We start from the raw sequence: 18,279 nt of genomic DNA on the forward strand, positions 1-18,279 counted from the left end.
CCGGTCCCCCTCCCCATGGAGCATCGCTCCACAGGGAGGATTGAGTATCAGCCGCGTTTCCCCGCGATCCAGTCGTTGATCTTGGCTTCGAGCACGGTGAGCGGCAGGGCGCCGGTGCCCAGCACCTGCTCGTGGAACTCGCGAATGTCGAAGCGGTCGCCGAGCGCCTCGCGGGCGCGGGCGCGCAGTTCCAGGATCTTGAGCTGCCCGATCTTATAGGCGAGCGCCTGGCCCGGAATGGCGATGTAGCGCTCCACTTCGGCGGTCGCGTCGGTGCGGCCCATCGCGCTGTTCGACAGCATATATTCGATCGCCTGGTCGCGGCTCCAGCCCTTGGCGTGGAGACCGCTGTCGACCACCAGCCGCATCGCCCGCAGCATCTCGTCGTCGAGATGGCCGAAGCGCTGATAGGGATCGGTGAACAGGCCGAGCTCGGGCCCGAGCTTTTCGGCATAGAGCGCCCAGCCTTCGACGAAGGCGGTGTTGCCGCCGAAGCGCATGAAATTGGGAAGCGCCTCATTCTCCTGGGCGAGGCTCACCTGGAAATGGTGCCCCGGCGCGGCTTCGTGGAGATAGAGCGTCTCCATGATCGTGGTGATGCGCGAGGGCAGGTCGTAGGTGTTGAAGTAGAAGACGCCGGGCCGCGAGCCGTCCGGCGCGCCCTGCTGGTACGAGGCGCCGGCCGCGGTCGGGGCGATGAAGTCGGGATAGGGCCGGATTTCCAGCGGCGTGCGCGGCAGGGTGCGGAACAGGGTGCCGATGCGCTGATCGACCTTGCGGCCGATCTCGTAATAGCCCTGCGTCAGCGCCTCCGCCGATTCCGGCTTGAACCGCGGATCGGTGCGAATGTGTTCGAAGAAGGCGGCGAGATCGCCCTGGAAGCCCACTTCCTGCCGGATCGCGTCCATTTCGCCGCGGATGCGCGCCACTTCGCTAAGGCCGAGCTGGTGCACGTAATCGGCGGTGAGCGGCAGGGTGGTCGAGCTTTCGATCGCCATGTCGTAGAGCATCGCGCCGCCCGGCATCTGCGTCAGCCCGACGCTCTCGCGCGCCGCCGGCAGATATTCATCGCGCAGGAAGTCGCGCAGCCGGATGAAGGCCGGGTTGACCTTGCCGCCGATCGCGTCGCGATAGGCCTGCTCCAGCCGCGGCCGTTCGCTGGCCGGCACGCCTTCGGGGAAGTTGCGGACCGGGAGGAACATCGGCGATCCCTCGACCCCGTCCGCCGTCAGCGTGTCGAGCTGCCGCACGACGTTCGCGACCACCAGGCGCGGGTGGGTGACGCCGCGCGCCATGCCCTCGCGGAAGCGTTCGACGGCGCGGTCGATCTGCGCCGCGAAGCCGTCCATCCGCTTCAGATTGTTCTCGTAATCGGCCAGCGACCGGAACGGCGCGGCGCCGCGGCCGGACACCATCTGCGGATAGAAGGTGTGCATGCCGGTGAAATGGTTGATCGGCCGGACGACGCTCAGCGCCACGACCTCGGGCCGGAGGCCTTTGAGCGCCTGCTCCTTGTTGCGGCGGAACACGTCATAGGCGATGCGGTCGGTGGGCGAGAGGGCGGCGCGGTCGATGCTCAGCAGCTCGCGAAGCTCCGCCTCATGCGCGGCGCGCTCGGCTTCGAAATAGGCGTCCTCAAGATAATTGCCGAACCGGTCGGCATTGCGCATGTCGCCGCGGGCGAGCGCCTGGAGCGGATTGCGGTCGAGCGCGGCGTCGTCGCTGCGAGCGAACAAGGCAGGGAGGCGCTGGGTCGCCTCGCTCTGCGACATGGCCGGCGCCGGCGGCGCGGCGGGAGCGGGGGCGGGCGCCGGGGCGGCGGCGCAGGCGGCCAGAAGCAAAGCGGCGGCGGAGGCGAGCAGGACGGACTTGGCGATCATCTGGGTTCCCCCCGTTTCGAGCTGTGTTGGCGCTCTATGACGGCTCGCCGGACGGGGCAAGCGGTTCGCGCGCCTCCTCCGCGCCGTCGATCACGATGCCCCAGGGGCGCTCGCGATACCATTTGGTGATCACATATTTCGCGCCCTCGATCACCGGCATCCCCTGGTGCAGCGAATAGGTGTTGGGCTCGCCCTCGTCGTTGAGATTGTTCCAGGTGAGGAGGTTGCCGGCCCGCGGCGTGACCCGCACACCGGCATGTTCGAAGAAGGTCTGCCCGCCGGCCTTCGGCTCGTTGAGGAAGATCATCGCCGTCCAGGTGCGCTGGCCGCCCACCCGGTCCATCGCCTCCCAATAGGGCTGGCCGATGTAGAAATAATCGTGGTGCGGCTTGAACTGCTGGCCGACGTCGTAGCGCTGCCCCTGCATCGCCTCGCCATGTTCGGGCTGGATGCCGAGCAGCTGGTTGATGCGCGCGTTGATGCCGCCGACGAACGGCTTGGTGTGATCGACGTCGCAGCTGCGGCTGGTGCGGAATTCGGGATCGCCGACGTCGGCGAGCAGCTCGGAAGGGCGCAGGCCGGTGTCGATCTCCCGCATCATCGCCGCGCATTCGTCGGGAGTCATGAAGCTCTTGGCGAGGAAGATGTCGAGCCCCTTGGCGGGCAGCTTCATCACGCCCGGCGTGCGGGTCAGGCGGTCGCGGACATAGGCGCCGATCGCGGCTCGATAGGTCATGGCGCTCCGATTGCGTCAGCGTGTCGCCGCTGACAAGCGAAAAGCCCGGGGCGTTTTCCGCCCCGGGCCCGTCGGTGATCGCTTACCAGAAGAAGTTGTAGATCACGTCCACCACTTCGCCGGTCCAGGTGTCGACCAGGATCACGTCGTTGTAATAACGCACCCACTGGTAGCCGTAGGGGGCGTGCGGCAGGCGGTACTGCCACGGATCGCTGATCCAGTAGCGCTGATGGAACAAAGGCTGGCCCAGGAACAGGCCGATCGAGAAGCGCGTGTAGCGATGGCCCCTGTACGGCGCGTAATAAGCCGGCATGCGATAGAGGTGCCGGTTGGCGTAGCGGTAACGCTCCCAGTCGTAGCGGTTGTTGTACCGCCACTGCCGGTCCCAGGCCTGGCGCTGGCGCTGCCGTTCCCATTCGCGCCGCTGCTGCTCGCGCTGGATGTGCTGGCGGTGGTCGGCGTCGCGGCCGTAGCGCTGCTCGTTCTGGTTGGCGCGGCGCTGGTAGCGCTCGAACGCCTCGCGCTGGCGCGGGTCGTTGAGATCGCCCTGCCATTCGCGGGCGGCCTGGTCGCGGCGCTGCTGTTCGTGCTGGCGCTGGAGCTCGGCCTGGCGCTGGCGCTCACGCTGCAGGTCGCCGCGATTGTCGCGGCCCTGCCAGCCGCCGCGCTGACCCTGGCCCTGCCAGTCGCCGCGCTGCTGCTGTTGCTGCTGAGGCTGAGGCTGAGCGCGCTCGGCACCCCAGTCGCGGGCGCGTTCCTGGCGCGGGGCACGCTCCTGCCGCTCGACCTGCCGGTCCTGGCCGCGGCCGTACCGCTCCTGGTTCTGGCGCTCGAGCCGCTCGTAGCGCTCGGCGGCGCGCGCGCGGGCATCCTGCGCCTGGGCCGCGACGGGCGTGATCGCCGTCGCCGCGAGAATCATTCCAATCAACGCCTTTCGCATCGAATACTCCATCACTGCGGCCGGCGAAGATCGCGGGGCCGATGGACGGCATGTGCACCAAACAGGCTGACTTGTTGCTGAACTGGCCGGACATGTGACCGCAAGCTTTACTCCCGGATCGGCGCTCCGGGGGCGGGGGGAAGGGTGCCGCGCAGCGCGGGTACTTCGTTGGCCGCGTCCTCCGGGTCGATGCCCGGCGGCGGGGCGGCGGCGATCTCCTCGCGGCCGGCGCGCACCCGCACCGCCCGTCGCACCGCCTCGCGCAGCCGCGGATAGACGCCGCAGCGGCACAGATTGGTGAGCGCCGAGTCGATCTCCGCGTCGGTCGGGCTCGCATTGCGCTCCACCAAAGCGGCGGCGGCCATGATCATGCCGGGGATGCAGAAGCCGCATTGCGGCACCTGTTCGGCGGCGAAGGCCTGCTGCACCGGATGCGAACGGTCCCGCGACAGCCCCTCGATGGTGGTGACGAAGCTGCCTTCGATGTCGGCGATCCTGACCAGGCAGCTGCGCGCGGCTTGCCCGTCGACATGGACGATGCAGGCGCCGCAATGCCCCGTCCCGCAGCCATATTTGGCGCCGGTGAGGTTGGACGCGTCGCGCAGCGCCCACAGAAGCGGCGTGTCCGGATCCATGCGATAGTGGACGGCCTGTCCGTTGACGGTAAATCGGGGCATGGATCGGGTTTAGAAGGGAAGGCCGGGGAATGGAAAGCGAAAGGATCGCGGTCGCCGTCGAAGGCGGAGTCGCCCATGTCGAGCTGGCGCGCGGGGACAAGTTCAACGCGATGGACAAAGAGATGTTCGCCGCGATCGGCGACACGTTCCGCCGGCTGGGCGCCGATCCGTCGGTGCGGGCGATCCTGCTGTCGGGGCGGGGGCGGCATTTCACCGCCGGGCTCGACCTCCATTATGCCGGCAGCCAGTTCCCGCCGTCAGACGATCCCGGCCGGTCGGCCGAGGCGCGTCTGCGGCATATCCAGTGGCTGCAGGACGCCTTCACCGCGGTGGAGGCGGCGCGAGTGCCGGTGGTGGCGGCGATCCATGGCGGCTGCATCGGCGCGGGCGTCGACCTCGCCAGCGCGTGCGACCTGCGCGTGGCGAGCCGCGACGCCTTCTTCCAGGTCGCCGAAGTGGATGTCGCGATCACGGCCGATCTCGGCACGCTCCAGCGCCTGTCCTTCCTCATTCCCCAGGGAATCGTGCGGGAGCTCACCTATACCGGCCGCCGGATGGATGCCGAGGAAGCCGCCCGCTACGGCCTCGTCAACCGAATCGTCGACGACCGCGAGGCGGCGGTCGCGGCGGGCATGGAGATCGCCCGCACGATCGCGGCCAAATCGCCGCTCGCGGTCGCGGGCGCGAAGCTGTCGCTGAACTACAGCCGCGGCCGGCCGGTGGAGGAAGGGCTGCGCCACGTCGGCATGTGGAACGCGGCGACCCTGGTCAGCGCCGACCTCACCGAGGCGATCCGGGCTCGGCTCGGCAAGGCCGAACCGACGTTCGGGCCGCTCGCCGACTGAGGCGGGGGGCGCCGGTCCGAGTCCGTTCGCGCTTGAAAACGCCGCCCCGCTTTGCTAACGGCCGCCACGCGCTCGCTGCGGGAACCGTCTCGCGGCGTTCTTATTTTATGCTATTGTAAGGGTTTGGAGGTCGGCTCCGATCGGGCCGCCGGATCAACCTTTTGAACGGAGAGTGACGGGTCTTTATGCAAATCATCGTCCGCGACAACAATGTCGACCAGGCGCTGCGCGCGCTGAAGAAGAAGCTGCAGCGTGAGGGCGTCTATCGCGAGATGAAGCTGCGCCGTCATTACGAGAAGCCGTCCGAGAAGCGCGCCCGCGAGCGCGCCGCCGCCATCCGCCGGGCCCGCAAGCTCGAGCGCAAGCGGCTGGAGCGCGACGGCGTCCGCTAAGCGGCGCATCGCCTGACCAAAGACGGGGCGGCGGACAGGCGCCGCCCTTCTCGCATCCGGGGAAGCTTCCATGTCCGTGACCGCCGTTCCGATTCGTCCGCTCAAGAAGGGCTCGGTCGCGAAGCTCTGGATCGGCATCGCCGCTTTGACGCTGGCCGCCGGCGCGGTCGCCTGGGCGGGAACCGCTTCCCACGTCGCTGCCGATCCTTCGAGCTATCTTGCCCGCAACGCGGCGCGCGACGGCGTCCAGACCACCGCGTCGGGCCTGCAGTTCGAAGTGCTGCAGCCCGGCACCGGCGACCGGCCGGGCAACGACGATCTCGTCCTCGTGGAATATGAGGGCCGGCTGATCGACGGCACGGTGTTCGATTCGTCCGAACGGCAGGGCGGGCCCACGCCGCTTCCCGTCGCCGGCCTCATCCCCGGCTTCACCGAGGCGCTGCAGATGATGCAGAAGGGCGGCCGCTACAAGATCGTGATCCCGCCCGCGCTCGGCTATGGCGAAAGCGTGCCGCCGAACGGGCCGATTCCGCCCAACGCAGTCCTCGAATTCGACGTCACCCTGGTCGATATCGCTCCGGGCGCCGCGCTGCAGATGATGCAGGGCATGCCCCCGGGCGCGGGCGACGGCGCCGAGCCGCAGGCGCCCCAGGGCCGCTGAGGCGGACGGCGGTCGTTCCGCCGCCGCAACCCAACCCGCGAAGCTGCGTTGACGCGTCGGGAGCATGTTCGCTCCCTGCGTTCAAGGGAGGTGCTTCGTGAGCACGATTCTGATCATCATCCTCGTCCTGCTGCTGGTCGGCGCGCTGCCGACCTGGGGGCATAGCCGCAGCTGGGGCTACGGCCCGTCCGGCCTGCTCGGCCTGCTGCTCATCATCCTCATCGTGCTCGCGCTGATGGGACGGCTCTGACGGCCTGACGGATCGGGCTGCGCAGCGGCCTTATTCGGCCGCCGGCTGCGCCTGCACCCGTTCCGGATGGAGCGAGGTGCCGGCGCGGCCGCCGCGCATCGCGGTGAACCAGCTGATCGGGTTCCAATATTGCGATGTGCCGTCCAGCGAGAAGGTGATGAATTCGGCGCGGCCGCCGATATTCTGCCACGGCACCGGTCCGCCCAGCCCCTGCTCGGCGATCGCCACGCGGCTGTCGGCCGACCGGTCGCGATTGTCGCCCAGCAGCCAGACATGGCCTTCCGGGACGATCAGCGGCGCCACGTCGTCGACATTGGAATGGCCCATGTCGATCGTGTCGTAGGCGCGGCCGTTGGGCAAGGTCTCGCGCACCAGCGGCAGCTCGCAATACAGCTGCCCGTCGTCGCCCATCACCCGCGTCTCGCCGAAGGCGTCGGTGCAGGGCAGGTTAGGATCGACCGGGAAGCGCACCGGCGGAAGGATCTGGCGCGGAACCGCCACGCCGTTGATGAACACCTGGCCGTCGATCATCTCCACCCGGTCGCCGGGCAGGCCGATCACCCGCTTGATATAGTCGGCGCGGGCGCCCGGCGGGGTCACGATGACGATGTCGCCGCGCTCCGGCAGCCGGCCGAACAGGCGGCCGGGCGTTTCGGGCATGATGTGGAAGGAGGGCGACACCCACGACCAGCCGTAGGGATATTTGCTGACCACCAGCCGGTCGCCCTTCACCAGCCCGGGCATCATCGATTCGGACGGGATGTAGAAGGGCTTGGCGATGAAGCTGTGAAAGGCGAGGACGGCGAGGATCAGCCAGAACAGGCCCTTGATCTCGCCCCACCAGTCGGTGCCTTCCTTGTCCGCGGCCTTGCCTTTCCCCTTGTCGGTCGCGGCCGGGGGCGTGTCGGCGCGGCCGGGGCCGGCATCGGAAATCTGGGTCGGTTCGCGATAATCGGTCATGGCATAAGCGGCGCCGGCTCACGCGCGGCTCCGGGACTCCTCGGGAACGGCGACGATGACGACGAACGCCTGGGCGAAAGGATGATCGTCGGTCATGGTCAGGTGAACATTGGCGGCGTGGCCCGCGGGGGTGATGGCGTCAAGCCTTTCCCTGGCCCCGCCGGTGAGGTGAAGGGTCGGCTCGCCCGACGCTTTATTGACGACACCTATATCCTTCATGAACACGCCGCGCCGGAAGCCGGTGCCGACCGCCTTGGAAAAGGCTTCCTTGGCGGCGAAGCGCTTGGCGTAGGTGGCGGCGCGGGTGAGGGTGCGGCGCTCCGCTTTCTCCTTTTCCGCGTCGGTGAACACCCGGTCGACGAAGCGGGCGCCGAAGCGGTCGAGCGAGTTCTGGATCCGCTCGATGTTGCACAGGTCCGAACCGATGCCGATGATCATGAAACTCCTCCCCGGAACGGGGAGGGGGACCGCGTCGCGAAGCGGCGTGGTGGAGGGGGCGCGAGCGCGAGCGAGCGTGGGGACGCCGGGCCCCCTCCACCATGTTGCGCATGGTTCCCCTCCCCGTTCCGGGGAGGAGTGCGGAACGCCCTCCCGTTCATCCCCGCGCCTCGTCCATCAGGCCGCGCATGCGGGCGACGCTGGCCTCGAGCCCGGTGAAGATCGCCTCGCCCACCAGGAAATGGCCGATGTTGAGCTCGGCGAGCTGCGGGATGGCGGCGATCGGCACGACATTGTCGAAGGTGAGGCCGTGGCCGGCATGCGGCTCGATCCCGTTCTTGGCGGCGAGCGCCGCCGCGTCGGCGATCCGCTTCAATTCGTCCGCGCGCGCTTCTTCGTCGAGATGGGCGTAGCGGCCGGTATGAAATTCCACCACCGGCGCCCGCAGCCGGATCGCCGCCTCGACCTGCGCCGGATCGGGCTCGATGAACAGGCTGACGCGGATGCCGGCGCCGCCGAGCCGCTCCACGAAATAAGCGAGCTGGTTGTGCTGGCCGGCGGCGTCGAGGCCGCCCTCGGTGGTGCGCTCCTCGCGCTTTTCGGGAACGATGCAGGCGGCGTGGGGGCGGTGGCGCAGCGCGATGTCCAGCATCTCCTCGGTCGCCGCCATCTCCAGGTTGAGCGGGATGGTGAGCCGCTCCATCAGCCGGTGGATGTCGTCGTCGGTGATGTGGCGCCGGTCCTCGCGCAGATGGGCGGTGATGCCGTCGGCGCCCGCCGCCGCCGCGGCGAAGGCCGCGCGCACCGGATCCGGATGGTCGCCGCCGCGCGCGTTCCGGATGGTCGCGACATGGTCGATATTGACCCCGAGGCGCAGGCGCCCGGTCACGCGTGCACGGCCTCGTCCGCCGCCGGCGCCTTGCGGCTGCCCGGCTTTTCGGCGGGAAGGGCGGCGAGCTCCGGGGGAAGGGCGTCGGCCGAATAGCTCGGCACGTCGAGGCGGATCAGCGGGAAGAAGGGCACGCCGAGATCGGCGGCGCCGTTCGACCGGTCGACCAGAGCGGCGGCGGCGATGACGTCGCCGCCCGCGGCGCGCACCGCGGCAATCGCCTCGCGCGAGGACAGGCCGGTGGTGACCACGTCCTCCATCAGCAGCACCTTCTGCCCGGGCGCGAGGCGGAAGCCGCGCCGCAGTTCGAACGTGCCGGTCGGGCGCTCCACGAACATCGCGTCGACGCCGAGCGCGCGGCCCATCTCGTGCCCGGCGATCACGCCGCCCATTGCGGGGGCGACCACCGCCTCGATCCGGCCGCGAAGATCGGCGGGGATCGCGGCGGCCAGCGCCTCGGCGAGCCGCGCCGCGCGCCGCGGGTCCATCAGCACGCGCGCGCATTGCAGATAGCGCGGGCTGTGGAGCCCGGAAGAAAGGATGAAATGGCCCTCCAGCAGCGCCTCGGCGGCGCGGAATTCCGCCAGAATCTCGTCTTCGGTCATCGCGCTCCCCAGGGCCGCCGCAGGCTTTGCGGAGATAGGCGCAAGGGGGGACGCCATCAAGCGTTCCGAATTTCGGTCTAGGCGCTTGAGAGAGCCGACGCCCCTGCCTATAAGGCGCCGCGACGCGCCCACCCGGGTGCCCGAATCCATGCCCGCTTTTCGGCGGGCCTAAGGGGTTTAGATGAAGACTCTGCTCAAAATCGCCGCCGTCGCCGCCGCGATCGGCCTTGCGCCCGTCGCGGTCGCGCAGGATGCGCCGCCGGCCGAGCCGCTGCCGGCGCAGCCCGCCGTCGAGCTGCCGGCCCAGCCCGCCGATTCCTCGGCGCCGCCGCTCGCCAGCGGGGGCGAGGCGCCGTCCGACGCCACCGTCGCCGAGACCACCTTCTCGAGCGGCCTCGTTCCGGAAGTCGGCGTGGGGCAGCCGGACGGCCGCATGGGCCTCCAGGACCAGTTCACGCCGATCGGCGAGGAAGCGGCCTGGTTCCACAACGCCATCCTGATGCCGGCGATCACGATGATCTCGCTGTTCGTCCTGATCCTGCTTGCCTATGTGGTGATCCGCTACCGCCGCGCGGCGCATCCGGTGCCGTCGCGGACCACGCACAACACCATGCTGGAAGTGGTGTGGACTTTGGTCCCGGTGCTGATCCTGGTCGTGATCGCAGTGCCGTCGATCAAGCTTCTGGCCCGCCAATATTCGCCGCCGGCGGCCGATCTCACCGTCAAGGTGATCGGCAACCAGTGGTACTGGACCTATGAATATCCGGACCACGGCATCGAGCTCATCTCCAACATGCTGTCCGACGAGGAAGCCGCCGCCGCCGGCGAGCCGCGCCAGCTCGCGGTCGACGAGCGGCTGGTGGTGCCGGCCGGCGCGACGGTGAAGCTGATCGTCACCTCCGCCGACGTGATCCACAGCTTCGGCGTGCCCGCTTTCTGGGTGAAGATGGACGCCGTTCCGGGCCGCCTCAACGAGACCTGGTTCAAGACCGACCGTCCCGGCATCTATTACGGCCAGTGCTACGAGCTGTGCGGTGCCCGCCACGCTTACATGCCGATCGCCGTCGAGGTCGTCCCGGCCGCGCAGTTCGCCGCCTGGGTCTCGTCCAAGGGCGGTCAGCTGCCGGGCGCCGAGCCGCCGGCGGCTCCGCCGGCGCAGCCCGCCGTCGAGGGCCTTCAGGTCACCGATCCGCAGGAGGTCGCCCCGGCCGCGCCGGGCGCCGTCCAGGGCACCGAGCAGCCGCCCGTCTCCACGCAGGGCGCCACCGACATGAGAAGGTCCGGGAACCAGTAATGACCGACACCACCGCCAACGCCGCGCACTTCCAGGCCCACGAGACCCATGGGGCGCATCACGACGCGGACCACAAGCCGGGATTCTTCGCGCGCTGGTTCATGTCGACCAACCACAAGGACATCGGTACGCTGTACCTGATCTTCGCGATCATCGCGGGGATCATCGGCGGCGCGATCTCCGGCCTGATGCGGATGGAGCTGGCGGAGCCCGGCATCCAATATCTTCCCGCCTGGGCCTCGATGCTCGCCGGCGCAGAGGCGACGTTCGACGAGGGTCTGCACCTGTGGAACGTGCTGATCACCGCCCATGGCCTCATCATGGTCTTCTTCATGGTGATGCCGGCGATGATCGGCGGGTTCGGCAACTGGTTCGTGCCGATCATGATCGGCGCGCCGGACATGGCCTTCCCGCGGATGAACAACATCTCCTTCTGGCTGCTTCCGCCCGCCTTCATCCTGCTGCTCGGATCGGCCTTCGTGCCGGGCGGCACGGGCCTCGGCGCGGGCGTGGGCTGGACGGTCTATCCGACGCTGTCGACCACCGGCGCCACCGGCCCGGCCGTCGACATGGCGATCTTCTCGCTCCACGTCGCGGGCGCGAGCTCGATCCTGGGCGCGATCAACTTCATCACCACCATCTTCAACATGCGCGCGCCGGGCATGACCCTGCACAAAATGCCGCTGTTCGTCTGGTCGGTGCTGGTCACCGCCTTCCTCCTGCTGCTCGCGCTTCCGGTGCTCGCCGGCGCGATCACGATGCTGCTCACCGACCGCAACTTCGGAACGAGCTTCTTCGATCCGCAGGGCGGCGGCGATCCGCTCCTCTACCAGCACCTGTTCTGGTTCTTCGGCCACCCCGAAGTGTACATCATGATCCTGCCGGGCTTCGGCATCATCAGTCAGGTGGTCGCGACCTTCAGCCGCAAGCCGGTGTTCGGCTATCTCGGCATGGCCTATGCCATGGTCGCGATCGGCGTGATCGGCTTCGTCGTGTGGGCGCACCACATGTTCGCGGTCGGCCTCACCGTGAACACCAAGATGTACTTCACGGCGGCGACGCTGGTGATCGCGGTGCCCACGGGCATCAAGATCTTCAGCTGGATCGCGACCATGTGGGGCGGTTCCATCACCTTCCAGACGCCGATGCTCTGGGCGATGGGCTTCATCTTCATGTTCACGGTCGGCGGCGTGACCGGCATCGTGCTCGCCAACGGCGGCGTCGATCTCTACATGCACGACACCTATTACGTGGTGGCGCACTTCCACTACGTGCTGTCGCTGGGCGCCGTGTTCGCGCTCTTCGCGGGCTGGTATTACTGGTTCGGGAAGATGTTCGGGCGCGACTATAGCGAACTGCTCGGCCAGCTCCATTTCTGGGTGTTCTTCATCGGCGTGAACGTGCTGTTCTTCCCGATGCACTTCCTGGGCCTGGACGGCATGCCGCGCCGCTATCCCGACTATCCGGACGCCTTCTCGCACTACAACAACATCGCCTCGATCGGTTATATGATCATGGCGGTGGGCATGGTGTTCTTCTTCGTGAACATCGTGTGGTCGCTGATCGCGGGTCGGAAGACGGCGGACAATCCGTGGGGCGAAGGCGCGACGACGCTGGAATGGACCCTGTCCAGCCCGCCGCCGTTCCACCAGTTCGAAACCCTGCCCAAGGTCGACTGACCTGATCCCCCCTCCCGCGAGGGAGGGGAGCGAGACGAGACGATGACGAGTTCGGTTGCGAAACAGCATGCACATGGAGTGCCGGCGGACTGGCGCGATTTCCTCGCGCTGACGAAGCCGCGGGTGATGACGCTCGTCGTCTTCACCGGCCTGTGCGGCCTGCTGGTCGCGCCGGTTCCGTTGCATCCGGTGTTGGGCTTCACCGCCATCCTGTGCATCGCGCTGGGCGCGGGCGCGGCGGCGGCGCTCAACCAGTGGTACGAGGCCGATCTCGACGCGCGGATGAAGCGGACCGCCAACCGGCCGCTGCCCGCCGGGCGCATGGACCGTCAGTCGGCGCTCCATTTCGGCGTCGGCCTGTCCTTCTTCTCGGTCGTGCTGATGGGCGTGGCGACCAACTGGTTCGCGGCCGCCGTGCTCGCCGCCTCGATCCTGTTCTACGTCCTCGTCTACACGGTCTGGCTGAAGCGGCGGACTCCGCAGAACATCGTCATCGGCGGCGCGGCCGGCGCCTTTCCGCCGCTGATCGGCTGGGCCGCGGCGACCGGCGACGCCAGCCTGCTCCCGCTCCTCCTGTTCGCGATCATCTTCCTGTGGACGCCGCCCCACTTCTGGGCGCTGTCGCTGTTCGTGAAGACCGATTACGCCAATGCCGGCGTGCCGATGCTGCCGGTCGTCTCCGGCTTCACCGTCACCCGCCAGCAGATCGCGCTCTACACGCTGCCGATGGCGGCGGCGGCGATCGCGCCCTGGCCGCTCGGCCTCGCCGGCGCCCTCTACGGCGCCGCGGCCGTTGCGCTCAACCTCGCCTTCCTCGTGCTGGCGCTGCAGGTGCTCGCCAACAAGGCGACCGAGCCGTCGGGCATGAAGCCCGAGAAGCGGCTGTTCGCCTTCTCGATCCTCTACCTCTTCGCGCTGTTCGGCGCGCTGGTGGCCGACGCATGGATCGTGCCGTGACCGATCCCGACCGCGACCCGCGCCGGCAGGACGAGGTCCGCGCCCGTCAACGCGGGCGCGCGATCGTGATGGCGCTGTTCCTCGCCGCCTTCGTGGTCCTCATGTATTTCATCACCATTGCCAGGATGTCGGGCGAATGAGCGCGGTTGCCCAGAAGAACGGCCGCACCGCCGCGATGATGGCGCTGATCGTGCTCGCCATGATCGGCCTCGCCTTCGCGAGCGTGCCGCTCTACCGTCTGTTCTGCCAGGTGACGGGCTTCGGCGGCACCACCCGCATGGCGATGGGGACCGAGGCTCCCGGCGCGGTCGGCGAACGCGTGTCGGTGCGCTTCGACGCCACTACCGCGCCTGCGCTGCCGTGGCGCTTCCGTCCGGAAGAGACCAGCCGCACGGTGGTGATCGGCGAGCGCAACATCGCCTTCTACACCGCCAAGAACCTGACCGCCCGGCCGGTCGCCGGCACCGCGACGTTCAACGTGACGCCGGTGAGCGCGGGCAAATATTTCTCCAAGATCCAGTGCTTCTGCTTCACCGAGCAGGTGCTTCAGCCCGGCGAGGAGATGCGCATGCCCGTCATCTTCTACGTCGATCCGAAGCTGCTCGACGACGCGGACACCAAGGCGATCAGCGAGATCACCTTGAGCTACACCTTTTACCCGATGGACCAGCAGCCTTCGGGAAGCTAGAGACCCACGTCGCCCCGGCTCGCCGCCGGGGCCCTTCACGGGATCCCGGTCAGGGCCGGGATGGCGGCTGAAAGACGAAAGACGAGAGACCGAACATGGCCGGAGCGAAGAACCACCCCTACCATATCCTGCCGCCGAGCATCTGGCCGTTCATCGGCTCGATGTCGGCCCTGGTGATGTTCTTCGGCGTCGTGATGTGGATGCACCCGGGCTTCTTCGGCGAATCCGGTCCCTATGTGTTCGGCGCCGGCCTGATCGGCGTGCTGTTCACGATGTTCAGCTGGTGGGTCGATGTGGTGCGCGAGGCCCATGCCGGCGATCACACGCCGGTGGTGCAGCTGCACCTGCGCTACGGCATGATCCTGTTCATCGCGTCCGAAGTGATGTTCTTCGTCGCCTGGTTCTGGGCCTATTTCAACGCCGCCTTGTTCCCGCCGGTGGTGGACGCGGTCGGCGGCGTCTGGCCGCCCGAAGGCATGGTCGTCATGGACCCCTTCGCCTGGCCGCTGCTCAACACCCTCATCCTGCTCTGCTCGGGCACGACGGTCACCTGGGCGCACCACGCAGTGATCAACGGCGACCGCGACGGGCTGATCAAGGGCCTGTGGGCGACGATCGCGCTCGGCGTCATCTTCTCGGGCGTGCAGGCCTATGAATATATGCACGCGCCGTTCAGCTTCGCCGACAACATCTACACCTCCGCCTTCTTCATGGCGACGGGCTTCCACGGCTTCCACGTCATCGTCGGCACCATCTTCCTGCTCGTCTGCGTGATCCGGGCGCACAAGGGCCACTTCACCCGCGAGCAGCATTTCGGCTTCGAGGCGGCCGCCTGGTACTGGCACTTCGTCGACGTGGTGTGGCTGTTCCTGTTCATCTCCATCTACGTCTGGGGCGGCTGGGGCGCCGAGTGGCACTAGGCTGATCCGCTATATGTCCTCCCTTTCCGCGAAGCGGATGGGGAGGGGGACCAGCCGCAGGCTGGTGGAGGGGCAAGCCGAAGGCTCCGGCTTCGCCTCCGCAGCCCCTCCACCGCACTTCGTGCGGTCCCCCTCCCCACGAGCTTCGCTCGCACGGAGGATTGATTGTGTCGTGGCACTGGTTTCAGGCGGCCCGGCACCCCATGTGCCGGGCGCATGAACGTCTCCGAACCCAGCGCCGTCCAATCCTCGCTTCGCGGCCTGTGTCCGCGCTGCGGCGCCGTCACCCTGTTCGACGGCATCGCGACCTTCGCGCCGAAATGCCGCGCCTGCGGGCTCGATTATTCGAGCTTCAACGTGGGCGACGGGCCGGCGGCCTTCCTGACCCTGCTCGTCGGCGGCCTGATCACCGGTCTCGCCATCGCGTTCGAGCTCATGGTGACGCCGCCCTTCTGGCTCCACATCCTGCTGTGGGTCCCGCTCACCGCCGCGGCCGTCATCTTCGCGTTGCGCTACGCCAAGGCGGGCCTCCTCGTCCTTGAATATAAGAACCGCGCCCGCGAGGGGCGGATCACCCTCGACGAAGGCGACTGAGCGGCGGGAAATGCGGGCGGTTCCGATCCTTCCCACTTTGGTGGTCGCGGCGGCGGTCGCGGTGATGGTGGCGCTCGGCTTCTGGCAGATGGACCGCGCCGCCTGGAAAGCGGAGCTGCTCCAGGACCTGCGCGAGGCGCGAACGCTGCCGCCGATCGATCTCGACGCCGCGCCGCTGAACGCCGCCCGCGGGCACCCGTTCCGCCGCGCCGAGGTGACCTGCGTCTACGGCCCGGCGATGCCGCAGCCCCAGGCCGGGCGCAACCGCCAGGGCGCGACCGGCTACCGCTACCTCGTCCCCTGCCACCCGGCGCCGCACGGCGCGCCGCCGCTGCTCGTCGATATCGGTTTCGCGCGCAGCCCCGATGCGCTGCGCGAGGTCAGGATCGCGGGCCGCTTCGAAGGAACGCTGTCGAGCGGCACCGGCGAGGGTCCGATGTTCCTCACCGCCGATCGGCCGCAGCCGCCGCTGGAGCCGAGCGCGCCGCCGTCGCCGGACGAAATACCCGACAATCACATGATGTATGCCGGCCAATGGTTCTTCTTCGCGCTGGTCGCGGTCGTCATCTACATCCTCGCCTTGCTCCGCCGCCGTCCCAAACTTGTGGATCGGGACCCAAAGGCCTAAATCGGGCCGCTCATGATGCAGCTTACCATTCTTCCGTCCGGCCTCCGGGTCGCGACTCGCCGCATGCCCGGGATCGAGACCGCCGCCGTCGGCCTCTACGCCGACACGGGCTCCCGCCACGAACCGGCGCCGCTCAACGGCATCGCCCACCTGTTCGAACATATGGTGTTCAAGGGCGCCGCCGGCCGCTCGGCGCGCGAAATCTCAGAAGCGATCGAGGATGTGGGCGGCGACCTCAACGCGTCCACCGACCGCGAGGGCACCAATTTCATGGCCTCGGTCATGGCGGAGCATGTGCCGCTCGGCGTGGAGCTCATCGCCGACATGGTGCAGCGCCCGCATTTCCGCGCCGACGAGCTGGAGCGGGAGAAGGACGTCGTCCTGCAGGAACTGGGCGAGGCGCGCGATACGCCCAACGACATCATCTTCGACGATCTCCAGGCCGCCGCCTTCGCCGATCAGCCGCTCGGCCGTTCCGTTCTGGGCGAGGAGCCGAGCATCGAGGCGATCACCGTCGACGACCTCCACGACTGGCGCCGCGGCCAGTATCGCGCCGGCAGCCTGTCGCTGGTGGCGGCGGGCAAGGTCGATCACGACCGGCTGGTCGAGCTTGCCGACCGGCTGTTCGCCGATCTCCCGACCGGCACGCTGCGCCAGCCCGCCGAGGCGCGCTTCACCGGCGGGACCCGGGTCGGGCGCGGCCAGTGCGACCAGGCCCATCTCGCGCTCGGCTTTGCCGGCCCTGCGCAGCTCGGCGAAGACTATCTCGCCGCGCGCCTGTTCGCCGACGCGGTGGGCGGCGGCATGTCCTCGCGCCTGTTCCAGCAGCTCCGCGAGGAGCGGGGCCTTGCCTATAGCGTCTATGCGATGCTGCAGCCCTGGAGCGATTGCGGCCTCCTCTCCATCTACGCCGCGACGGCGCGCCGCCAGTCGGCATCGGCGGCGCAGCTGATCGAGGAGGTGCTGGAGGAAGCGGTGCGCGACCTTGGCGAGCGCGAGGTGAACCGCGTCCGCACTCAGGCCAAGGCCGGCCTGCTGATGTCGATGGAGAGTCCCTGGGGCCAGGCCCATTATGTCGCGCGCCAGCTATCGGTCTACGGGCGGCTGGTGCCGGTCTCCGAGGTTGTGGCCCAGCTCGAGGCGGTGACGGTCGACCATGTCCGCGAGGCCGGCCGCCGCATGCTCTCCGGCGCCCGCGCCCGCGCCACGATCGGTTTTCCCGCCGTTCGCGCGGCATGAAGCTGGACACGCTCGTCGCCGAACCCTGGGCCGATTACGGGCTGATGGATTCGGGGAACGGCCGCAAGCTCGAGCGCTACGGCCCCTACAGCTTCATCCGTCCGGAGCCGCAGGCGATGTGGGCGCCGGCGCTCGACGAGTGGGACGCCGACGGCGCGTTCATCCCGGGATCGGATGAAGAAGGCGGCGGCCGCTGGCAGTTCGAGCGCGACGTGCCCGCCGAAGGCTGGGACCTGGCGTGGGAAGACGTGCGCTTTCGCGCCCAGTGCACGCCGTTCCGCCACCTCGCTTTCTTCCCCGACATGGCGCCGCAATGGGCGTGGATGCGCGCGCGGCTGTCGGACGGCGCCGAGGCGCTCAACCTGTTCGGCTATACCGGCGTCGGTACGCTCGCCATGGCGGCGGCGGGGGCACGCATGGTCCATGTCGACGCGTCGAAGAAGTCGGTGGAGGCGGGCAAGGCCAATGCGGTCCGCTCCGGCATGGCCGACCGCCCGATCCGCTGGATCGTCGAGGACGCGGCCAGGTTCGTTGCCCGCGAGGTCCGGCGCGGGCGGCGCTATGACGGCATCATCCTCGATCCGCCCAAATATGGCCGGGGACCCGGCGGCGAGGTGTGGAAGCTGGAGGAAGGGCTGCCCGGCCTGATCGCCGACTGCCGTCGCCTGCTCGACGCCGACAGCCGCTTCCTCGTCCTCACCGTCTATGCGGTGCGCATGTCCGCGCTGGCGATCGGCGAGCTGCTCGCGCAGGCGCTGGCCGATCTCGGCGGCCGCGTCGAATGCGGCGACATGGCCGTCCGCGAGGAGGCCCGCGGCCTCCTTCTCCCCACCGCCATCTTCGCCCGCTGGAGCCGGACCTAGATTTCCCGCCGAACGGGCCCTTCCTCATCCTCCCCGTGGAGCGAAGCTCCATGGGGAGGGGGACCACCCGAAGGGTGGTGGAGGGGCTGCGCAGGCGAAGCCGGAGCGATTCGCAGATGCCGCTTGCCCCTCCACCGCACTTCG

At 68.7% G+C, this 18,279-nt stretch carries 22 protein-coding genes; 14 read left to right on the plus strand and 8 right to left on the minus strand.

Annotated elements, in window-relative coordinates; genetic code table 11:
• Positions 1-47: 47 nt before the first annotated feature.
• From ACK4K7_RS15055 to ACK4K7_RS15070, 4 genes are all read right to left on the minus strand, one after another.
• Positions 48-1,880 carry a DUF885 domain-containing protein gene (locus ACK4K7_RS15055; protein WP_431867243.1) on the minus strand — a complete coding sequence of 611 codons (1,833 nt, stop codon included), beginning with the start codon at positions 1,878-1,880 and terminating at the stop codon, positions 48-50.
• A gap of 34 nt (positions 1,881-1,914) precedes the next feature.
• Entirely contained in the window at positions 1,915-2,616 is a 702-nt protein-coding gene (locus ACK4K7_RS15060; RefSeq protein ID WP_431867245.1) for a prolyl hydroxylase family protein, read from the minus strand.
• A gap of 82 nt (positions 2,617-2,698) precedes the next feature.
• A complete protein-coding gene (locus tag ACK4K7_RS15065) occupies positions 2,699-3,535 on the minus strand; it encodes an RcnB family protein (protein ID WP_431867247.1) in 837 nt (278 codons plus the stop codon).
• Positions 3,536-3,663: 128 nt separating this feature from the next.
• Positions 3,664-4,233: a (2Fe-2S)-binding protein gene (locus ACK4K7_RS15070; protein WP_431867249.1), complete on the minus strand. Its 570-nt coding sequence runs from the start codon at positions 4,231-4,233 to the stop codon at positions 3,664-3,666.
• A gap of 29 nt (positions 4,234-4,262) precedes the next feature.
• Here ACK4K7_RS15070 and ACK4K7_RS15075 point away from each other — a divergent pair, with 29 nt between their 5' ends.
• The 4 genes from ACK4K7_RS15075 to ACK4K7_RS15090 all read left to right on the plus strand — a co-directional run bounded on the left by ACK4K7_RS15075 (position 4,263) and on the right by ACK4K7_RS15090 (position 6,381).
• Positions 4,263-5,078, plus strand: a complete 816-nt coding sequence (locus tag ACK4K7_RS15075) for a crotonase/enoyl-CoA hydratase family protein (RefSeq protein ID WP_431867251.1) — start codon at positions 4,263-4,265, stop codon at positions 5,076-5,078.
• Positions 5,079-5,263: 185 nt separating this feature from the next.
• Positions 5,264-5,470, plus strand: coding sequence for a 30S ribosomal protein S21 (gene rpsU, locus ACK4K7_RS15080; protein ID WP_107967830.1), 207 nt, complete (start codon positions 5,264-5,266; stop codon positions 5,468-5,470).
• Positions 5,471-5,540: 70 nt separating this feature from the next.
• Positions 5,541-6,131 carry an FKBP-type peptidyl-prolyl cis-trans isomerase gene (locus ACK4K7_RS15085; RefSeq protein WP_431867253.1) on the plus strand — a complete coding sequence of 197 codons (591 nt, stop codon included), beginning with the start codon at positions 5,541-5,543 and terminating at the stop codon, positions 6,129-6,131.
• Positions 6,132-6,228: 97 nt separating this feature from the next.
• Positions 6,229-6,381: a DUF3309 family protein gene (locus ACK4K7_RS15090; RefSeq protein ID WP_431867255.1), complete on the plus strand. Its 153-nt coding sequence runs from the start codon at positions 6,229-6,231 to the stop codon at positions 6,379-6,381.
• Between the two features lie 30 nt (positions 6,382-6,411).
• Here ACK4K7_RS15090 and lepB read toward each other — a convergent pair whose 3' ends face one another.
• From lepB to pyrE, 4 genes are all read right to left on the minus strand, one after another.
• Complete coding sequence (gene lepB / locus ACK4K7_RS15095; protein ID WP_431867257.1) at positions 6,412-7,341, minus strand: signal peptidase I; 930 nt, start codon at positions 7,339-7,341, stop codon at positions 6,412-6,414.
• Positions 7,342-7,359: 18 nt separating this feature from the next.
• Positions 7,360-7,779, minus strand: a complete 420-nt coding sequence (gene acpS / locus ACK4K7_RS15100; protein ID WP_431867259.1) for a holo-ACP synthase — start codon at positions 7,777-7,779, stop codon at positions 7,360-7,362.
• A gap of 157 nt (positions 7,780-7,936) precedes the next feature.
• Positions 7,937-8,668 carry a pyridoxine 5'-phosphate synthase gene (locus ACK4K7_RS15105; RefSeq protein WP_431867261.1) on the minus strand — a complete coding sequence of 244 codons (732 nt, stop codon included), beginning with the start codon at positions 8,666-8,668 and terminating at the stop codon, positions 7,937-7,939.
• Complete coding sequence (gene pyrE / locus ACK4K7_RS15110; protein WP_431867262.1) at positions 8,665-9,273, minus strand: orotate phosphoribosyltransferase; 609 nt, start codon at positions 9,271-9,273, stop codon at positions 8,665-8,667. The genes ACK4K7_RS15105 and pyrE overlap by 4 nt, the downstream gene beginning before the upstream one ends.
• Positions 9,274-9,454: 181 nt before the next feature.
• On the opposite strand from pyrE, the gene coxB reads away from it, so the two are divergent.
• From coxB to ACK4K7_RS15160, 10 genes are all read left to right on the plus strand, one after another.
• Complete coding sequence (gene coxB, locus ACK4K7_RS15115) at positions 9,455-10,567, plus strand: cytochrome c oxidase subunit II (RefSeq protein ID WP_431867264.1); 1,113 nt, start codon at positions 9,455-9,457, stop codon at positions 10,565-10,567.
• Positions 10,567-12,246, plus strand: a complete 1,680-nt coding sequence (gene ctaD / locus ACK4K7_RS15120; RefSeq protein ID WP_431867266.1) for a cytochrome c oxidase subunit I — start codon at positions 10,567-10,569, stop codon at positions 12,244-12,246. The genes coxB and ctaD overlap by 1 nt, the downstream gene beginning before the upstream one ends.
• A 42-nt stretch (positions 12,247-12,288) precedes the next feature.
• On the plus strand, positions 12,289-13,203 hold the full coding sequence (locus ACK4K7_RS15125; RefSeq protein ID WP_431867268.1) for a heme o synthase: 915 nt from the start codon (positions 12,289-12,291) through the stop codon (positions 13,201-13,203).
• Complete coding sequence (locus ACK4K7_RS15130; protein WP_431867270.1) at positions 13,200-13,343, plus strand: hypothetical protein; 144 nt, start codon at positions 13,200-13,202, stop codon at positions 13,341-13,343. The genes ACK4K7_RS15125 and ACK4K7_RS15130 overlap by 4 nt, the downstream gene beginning before the upstream one ends.
• Complete coding sequence (locus ACK4K7_RS15135; protein WP_431867271.1) at positions 13,340-13,891, plus strand: cytochrome c oxidase assembly protein; 552 nt, start codon at positions 13,340-13,342, stop codon at positions 13,889-13,891. The genes ACK4K7_RS15130 and ACK4K7_RS15135 overlap by 4 nt, the downstream gene beginning before the upstream one ends.
• Before the next feature lie 95 nt (positions 13,892-13,986).
• Positions 13,987-14,811 carry a cytochrome c oxidase subunit 3 gene (locus ACK4K7_RS15140; protein ID WP_431867273.1) on the plus strand — a complete coding sequence of 275 codons (825 nt, stop codon included), beginning with the start codon at positions 13,987-13,989 and terminating at the stop codon, positions 14,809-14,811.
• A gap of 216 nt (positions 14,812-15,027) precedes the next feature.
• Positions 15,028-15,405 carry a DUF983 domain-containing protein gene (locus ACK4K7_RS15145; protein ID WP_431867275.1) on the plus strand — a complete coding sequence of 126 codons (378 nt, stop codon included), beginning with the start codon at positions 15,028-15,030 and terminating at the stop codon, positions 15,403-15,405.
• 10 nt (positions 15,406-15,415) lie between these two features.
• Positions 15,416-16,033: an SURF1 family protein gene (locus tag ACK4K7_RS15150; protein WP_431867277.1), complete on the plus strand. Its 618-nt coding sequence runs from the start codon at positions 15,416-15,418 to the stop codon at positions 16,031-16,033.
• A 12-nt stretch (positions 16,034-16,045) separates the two neighbouring features.
• On the plus strand, positions 16,046-17,272 hold the full coding sequence (locus tag ACK4K7_RS15155; protein ID WP_431867278.1) for a M16 family metallopeptidase: 1,227 nt from the start codon (positions 16,046-16,048) through the stop codon (positions 17,270-17,272).
• Positions 17,269-18,135: a class I SAM-dependent methyltransferase gene (locus ACK4K7_RS15160; RefSeq protein WP_431867280.1), complete on the plus strand. Its 867-nt coding sequence runs from the start codon at positions 17,269-17,271 to the stop codon at positions 18,133-18,135. Before ACK4K7_RS15155 ends, ACK4K7_RS15160 begins: the two co-directional genes overlap by 4 nt.
• Positions 18,136-18,279: the final 144 nt, after the last annotated feature.

It is taken from the genome of Allosphingosinicella sp., assembly GCF_046295735.1.
In the GTDB taxonomy this organism is placed as follows: Bacteria; Pseudomonadota; Alphaproteobacteria; order Sphingomonadales; family Sphingomonadaceae; genus Allosphingosinicella.

Coding starts and splice junctions, on each gene's coding strand:
- ACK4K7_RS15055 (WP_431867243.1), bottom strand. CDS start 1,880: ATGATCGCCAAGTCCGTCCTGCTCGCCTCCGCCGCCGCTTTGCTTCTG.
- ACK4K7_RS15060 (WP_431867245.1), bottom strand. CDS start 2,616: ATGACCTATCGAGCCGCGATCGGCGCCTATGTCCGCGACCGCCTGACC.
- ACK4K7_RS15065 (WP_431867247.1), bottom strand. CDS start 3,535: ATGATTCTCGCGGCGACGGCGATCACGCCCGTCGCGGCCCAGGCGCAG.
- ACK4K7_RS15070 (WP_431867249.1), bottom strand. CDS start 4,233: ATGCCCCGATTTACCGTCAACGGACAGGCCGTCCACTATCGCATGGAT.
- ACK4K7_RS15075 (WP_431867251.1), top strand. CDS start 4,263: ATGGAAAGCGAAAGGATCGCGGTCGCCGTCGAAGGCGGAGTCGCCCAT.
- rpsU (WP_107967830.1), top strand. CDS start 5,264: ATGCAAATCATCGTCCGCGACAACAATGTCGACCAGGCGCTGCGCGCG.
- ACK4K7_RS15085 (WP_431867253.1), top strand. CDS start 5,541: ATGTCCGTGACCGCCGTTCCGATTCGTCCGCTCAAGAAGGGCTCGGTC.
- lepB (WP_431867257.1), bottom strand. CDS start 7,341: ATGACCGATTATCGCGAACCGACCCAGATTTCCGATGCCGGCCCCGGC.
- acpS (WP_431867259.1), bottom strand. CDS start 7,779: ATGATCATCGGCATCGGTTCGGACCTGTGCAACATCGAGCGGATCCAG.
- pyrE (WP_431867262.1), bottom strand. CDS start 9,273: ATGACCGAAGACGAGATTCTGGCGGAATTCCGCGCCGCCGAGGCGCTG.
- coxB (WP_431867264.1), top strand. CDS start 9,455: ATGAAGACTCTGCTCAAAATCGCCGCCGTCGCCGCCGCGATCGGCCTT.
- ctaD (WP_431867266.1), top strand. CDS start 10,567: ATGACCGACACCACCGCCAACGCCGCGCACTTCCAGGCCCACGAGACC.
- ACK4K7_RS15125 (WP_431867268.1), top strand. CDS start 12,289: ATGACGAGTTCGGTTGCGAAACAGCATGCACATGGAGTGCCGGCGGAC.
- ACK4K7_RS15135 (WP_431867271.1), top strand. CDS start 13,340: ATGAGCGCGGTTGCCCAGAAGAACGGCCGCACCGCCGCGATGATGGCG.
- ACK4K7_RS15140 (WP_431867273.1), top strand. CDS start 13,987: ATGGCCGGAGCGAAGAACCACCCCTACCATATCCTGCCGCCGAGCATC.
- ACK4K7_RS15145 (WP_431867275.1), top strand. CDS start 15,028: ATGAACGTCTCCGAACCCAGCGCCGTCCAATCCTCGCTTCGCGGCCTG.
- ACK4K7_RS15150 (WP_431867277.1), top strand. CDS start 15,416: ATGCGGGCGGTTCCGATCCTTCCCACTTTGGTGGTCGCGGCGGCGGTC.
- ACK4K7_RS15155 (WP_431867278.1), top strand. CDS start 16,046: ATGATGCAGCTTACCATTCTTCCGTCCGGCCTCCGGGTCGCGACTCGC.
- ACK4K7_RS15160 (WP_431867280.1), top strand. CDS start 17,269: ATGAAGCTGGACACGCTCGTCGCCGAACCCTGGGCCGATTACGGGCTG.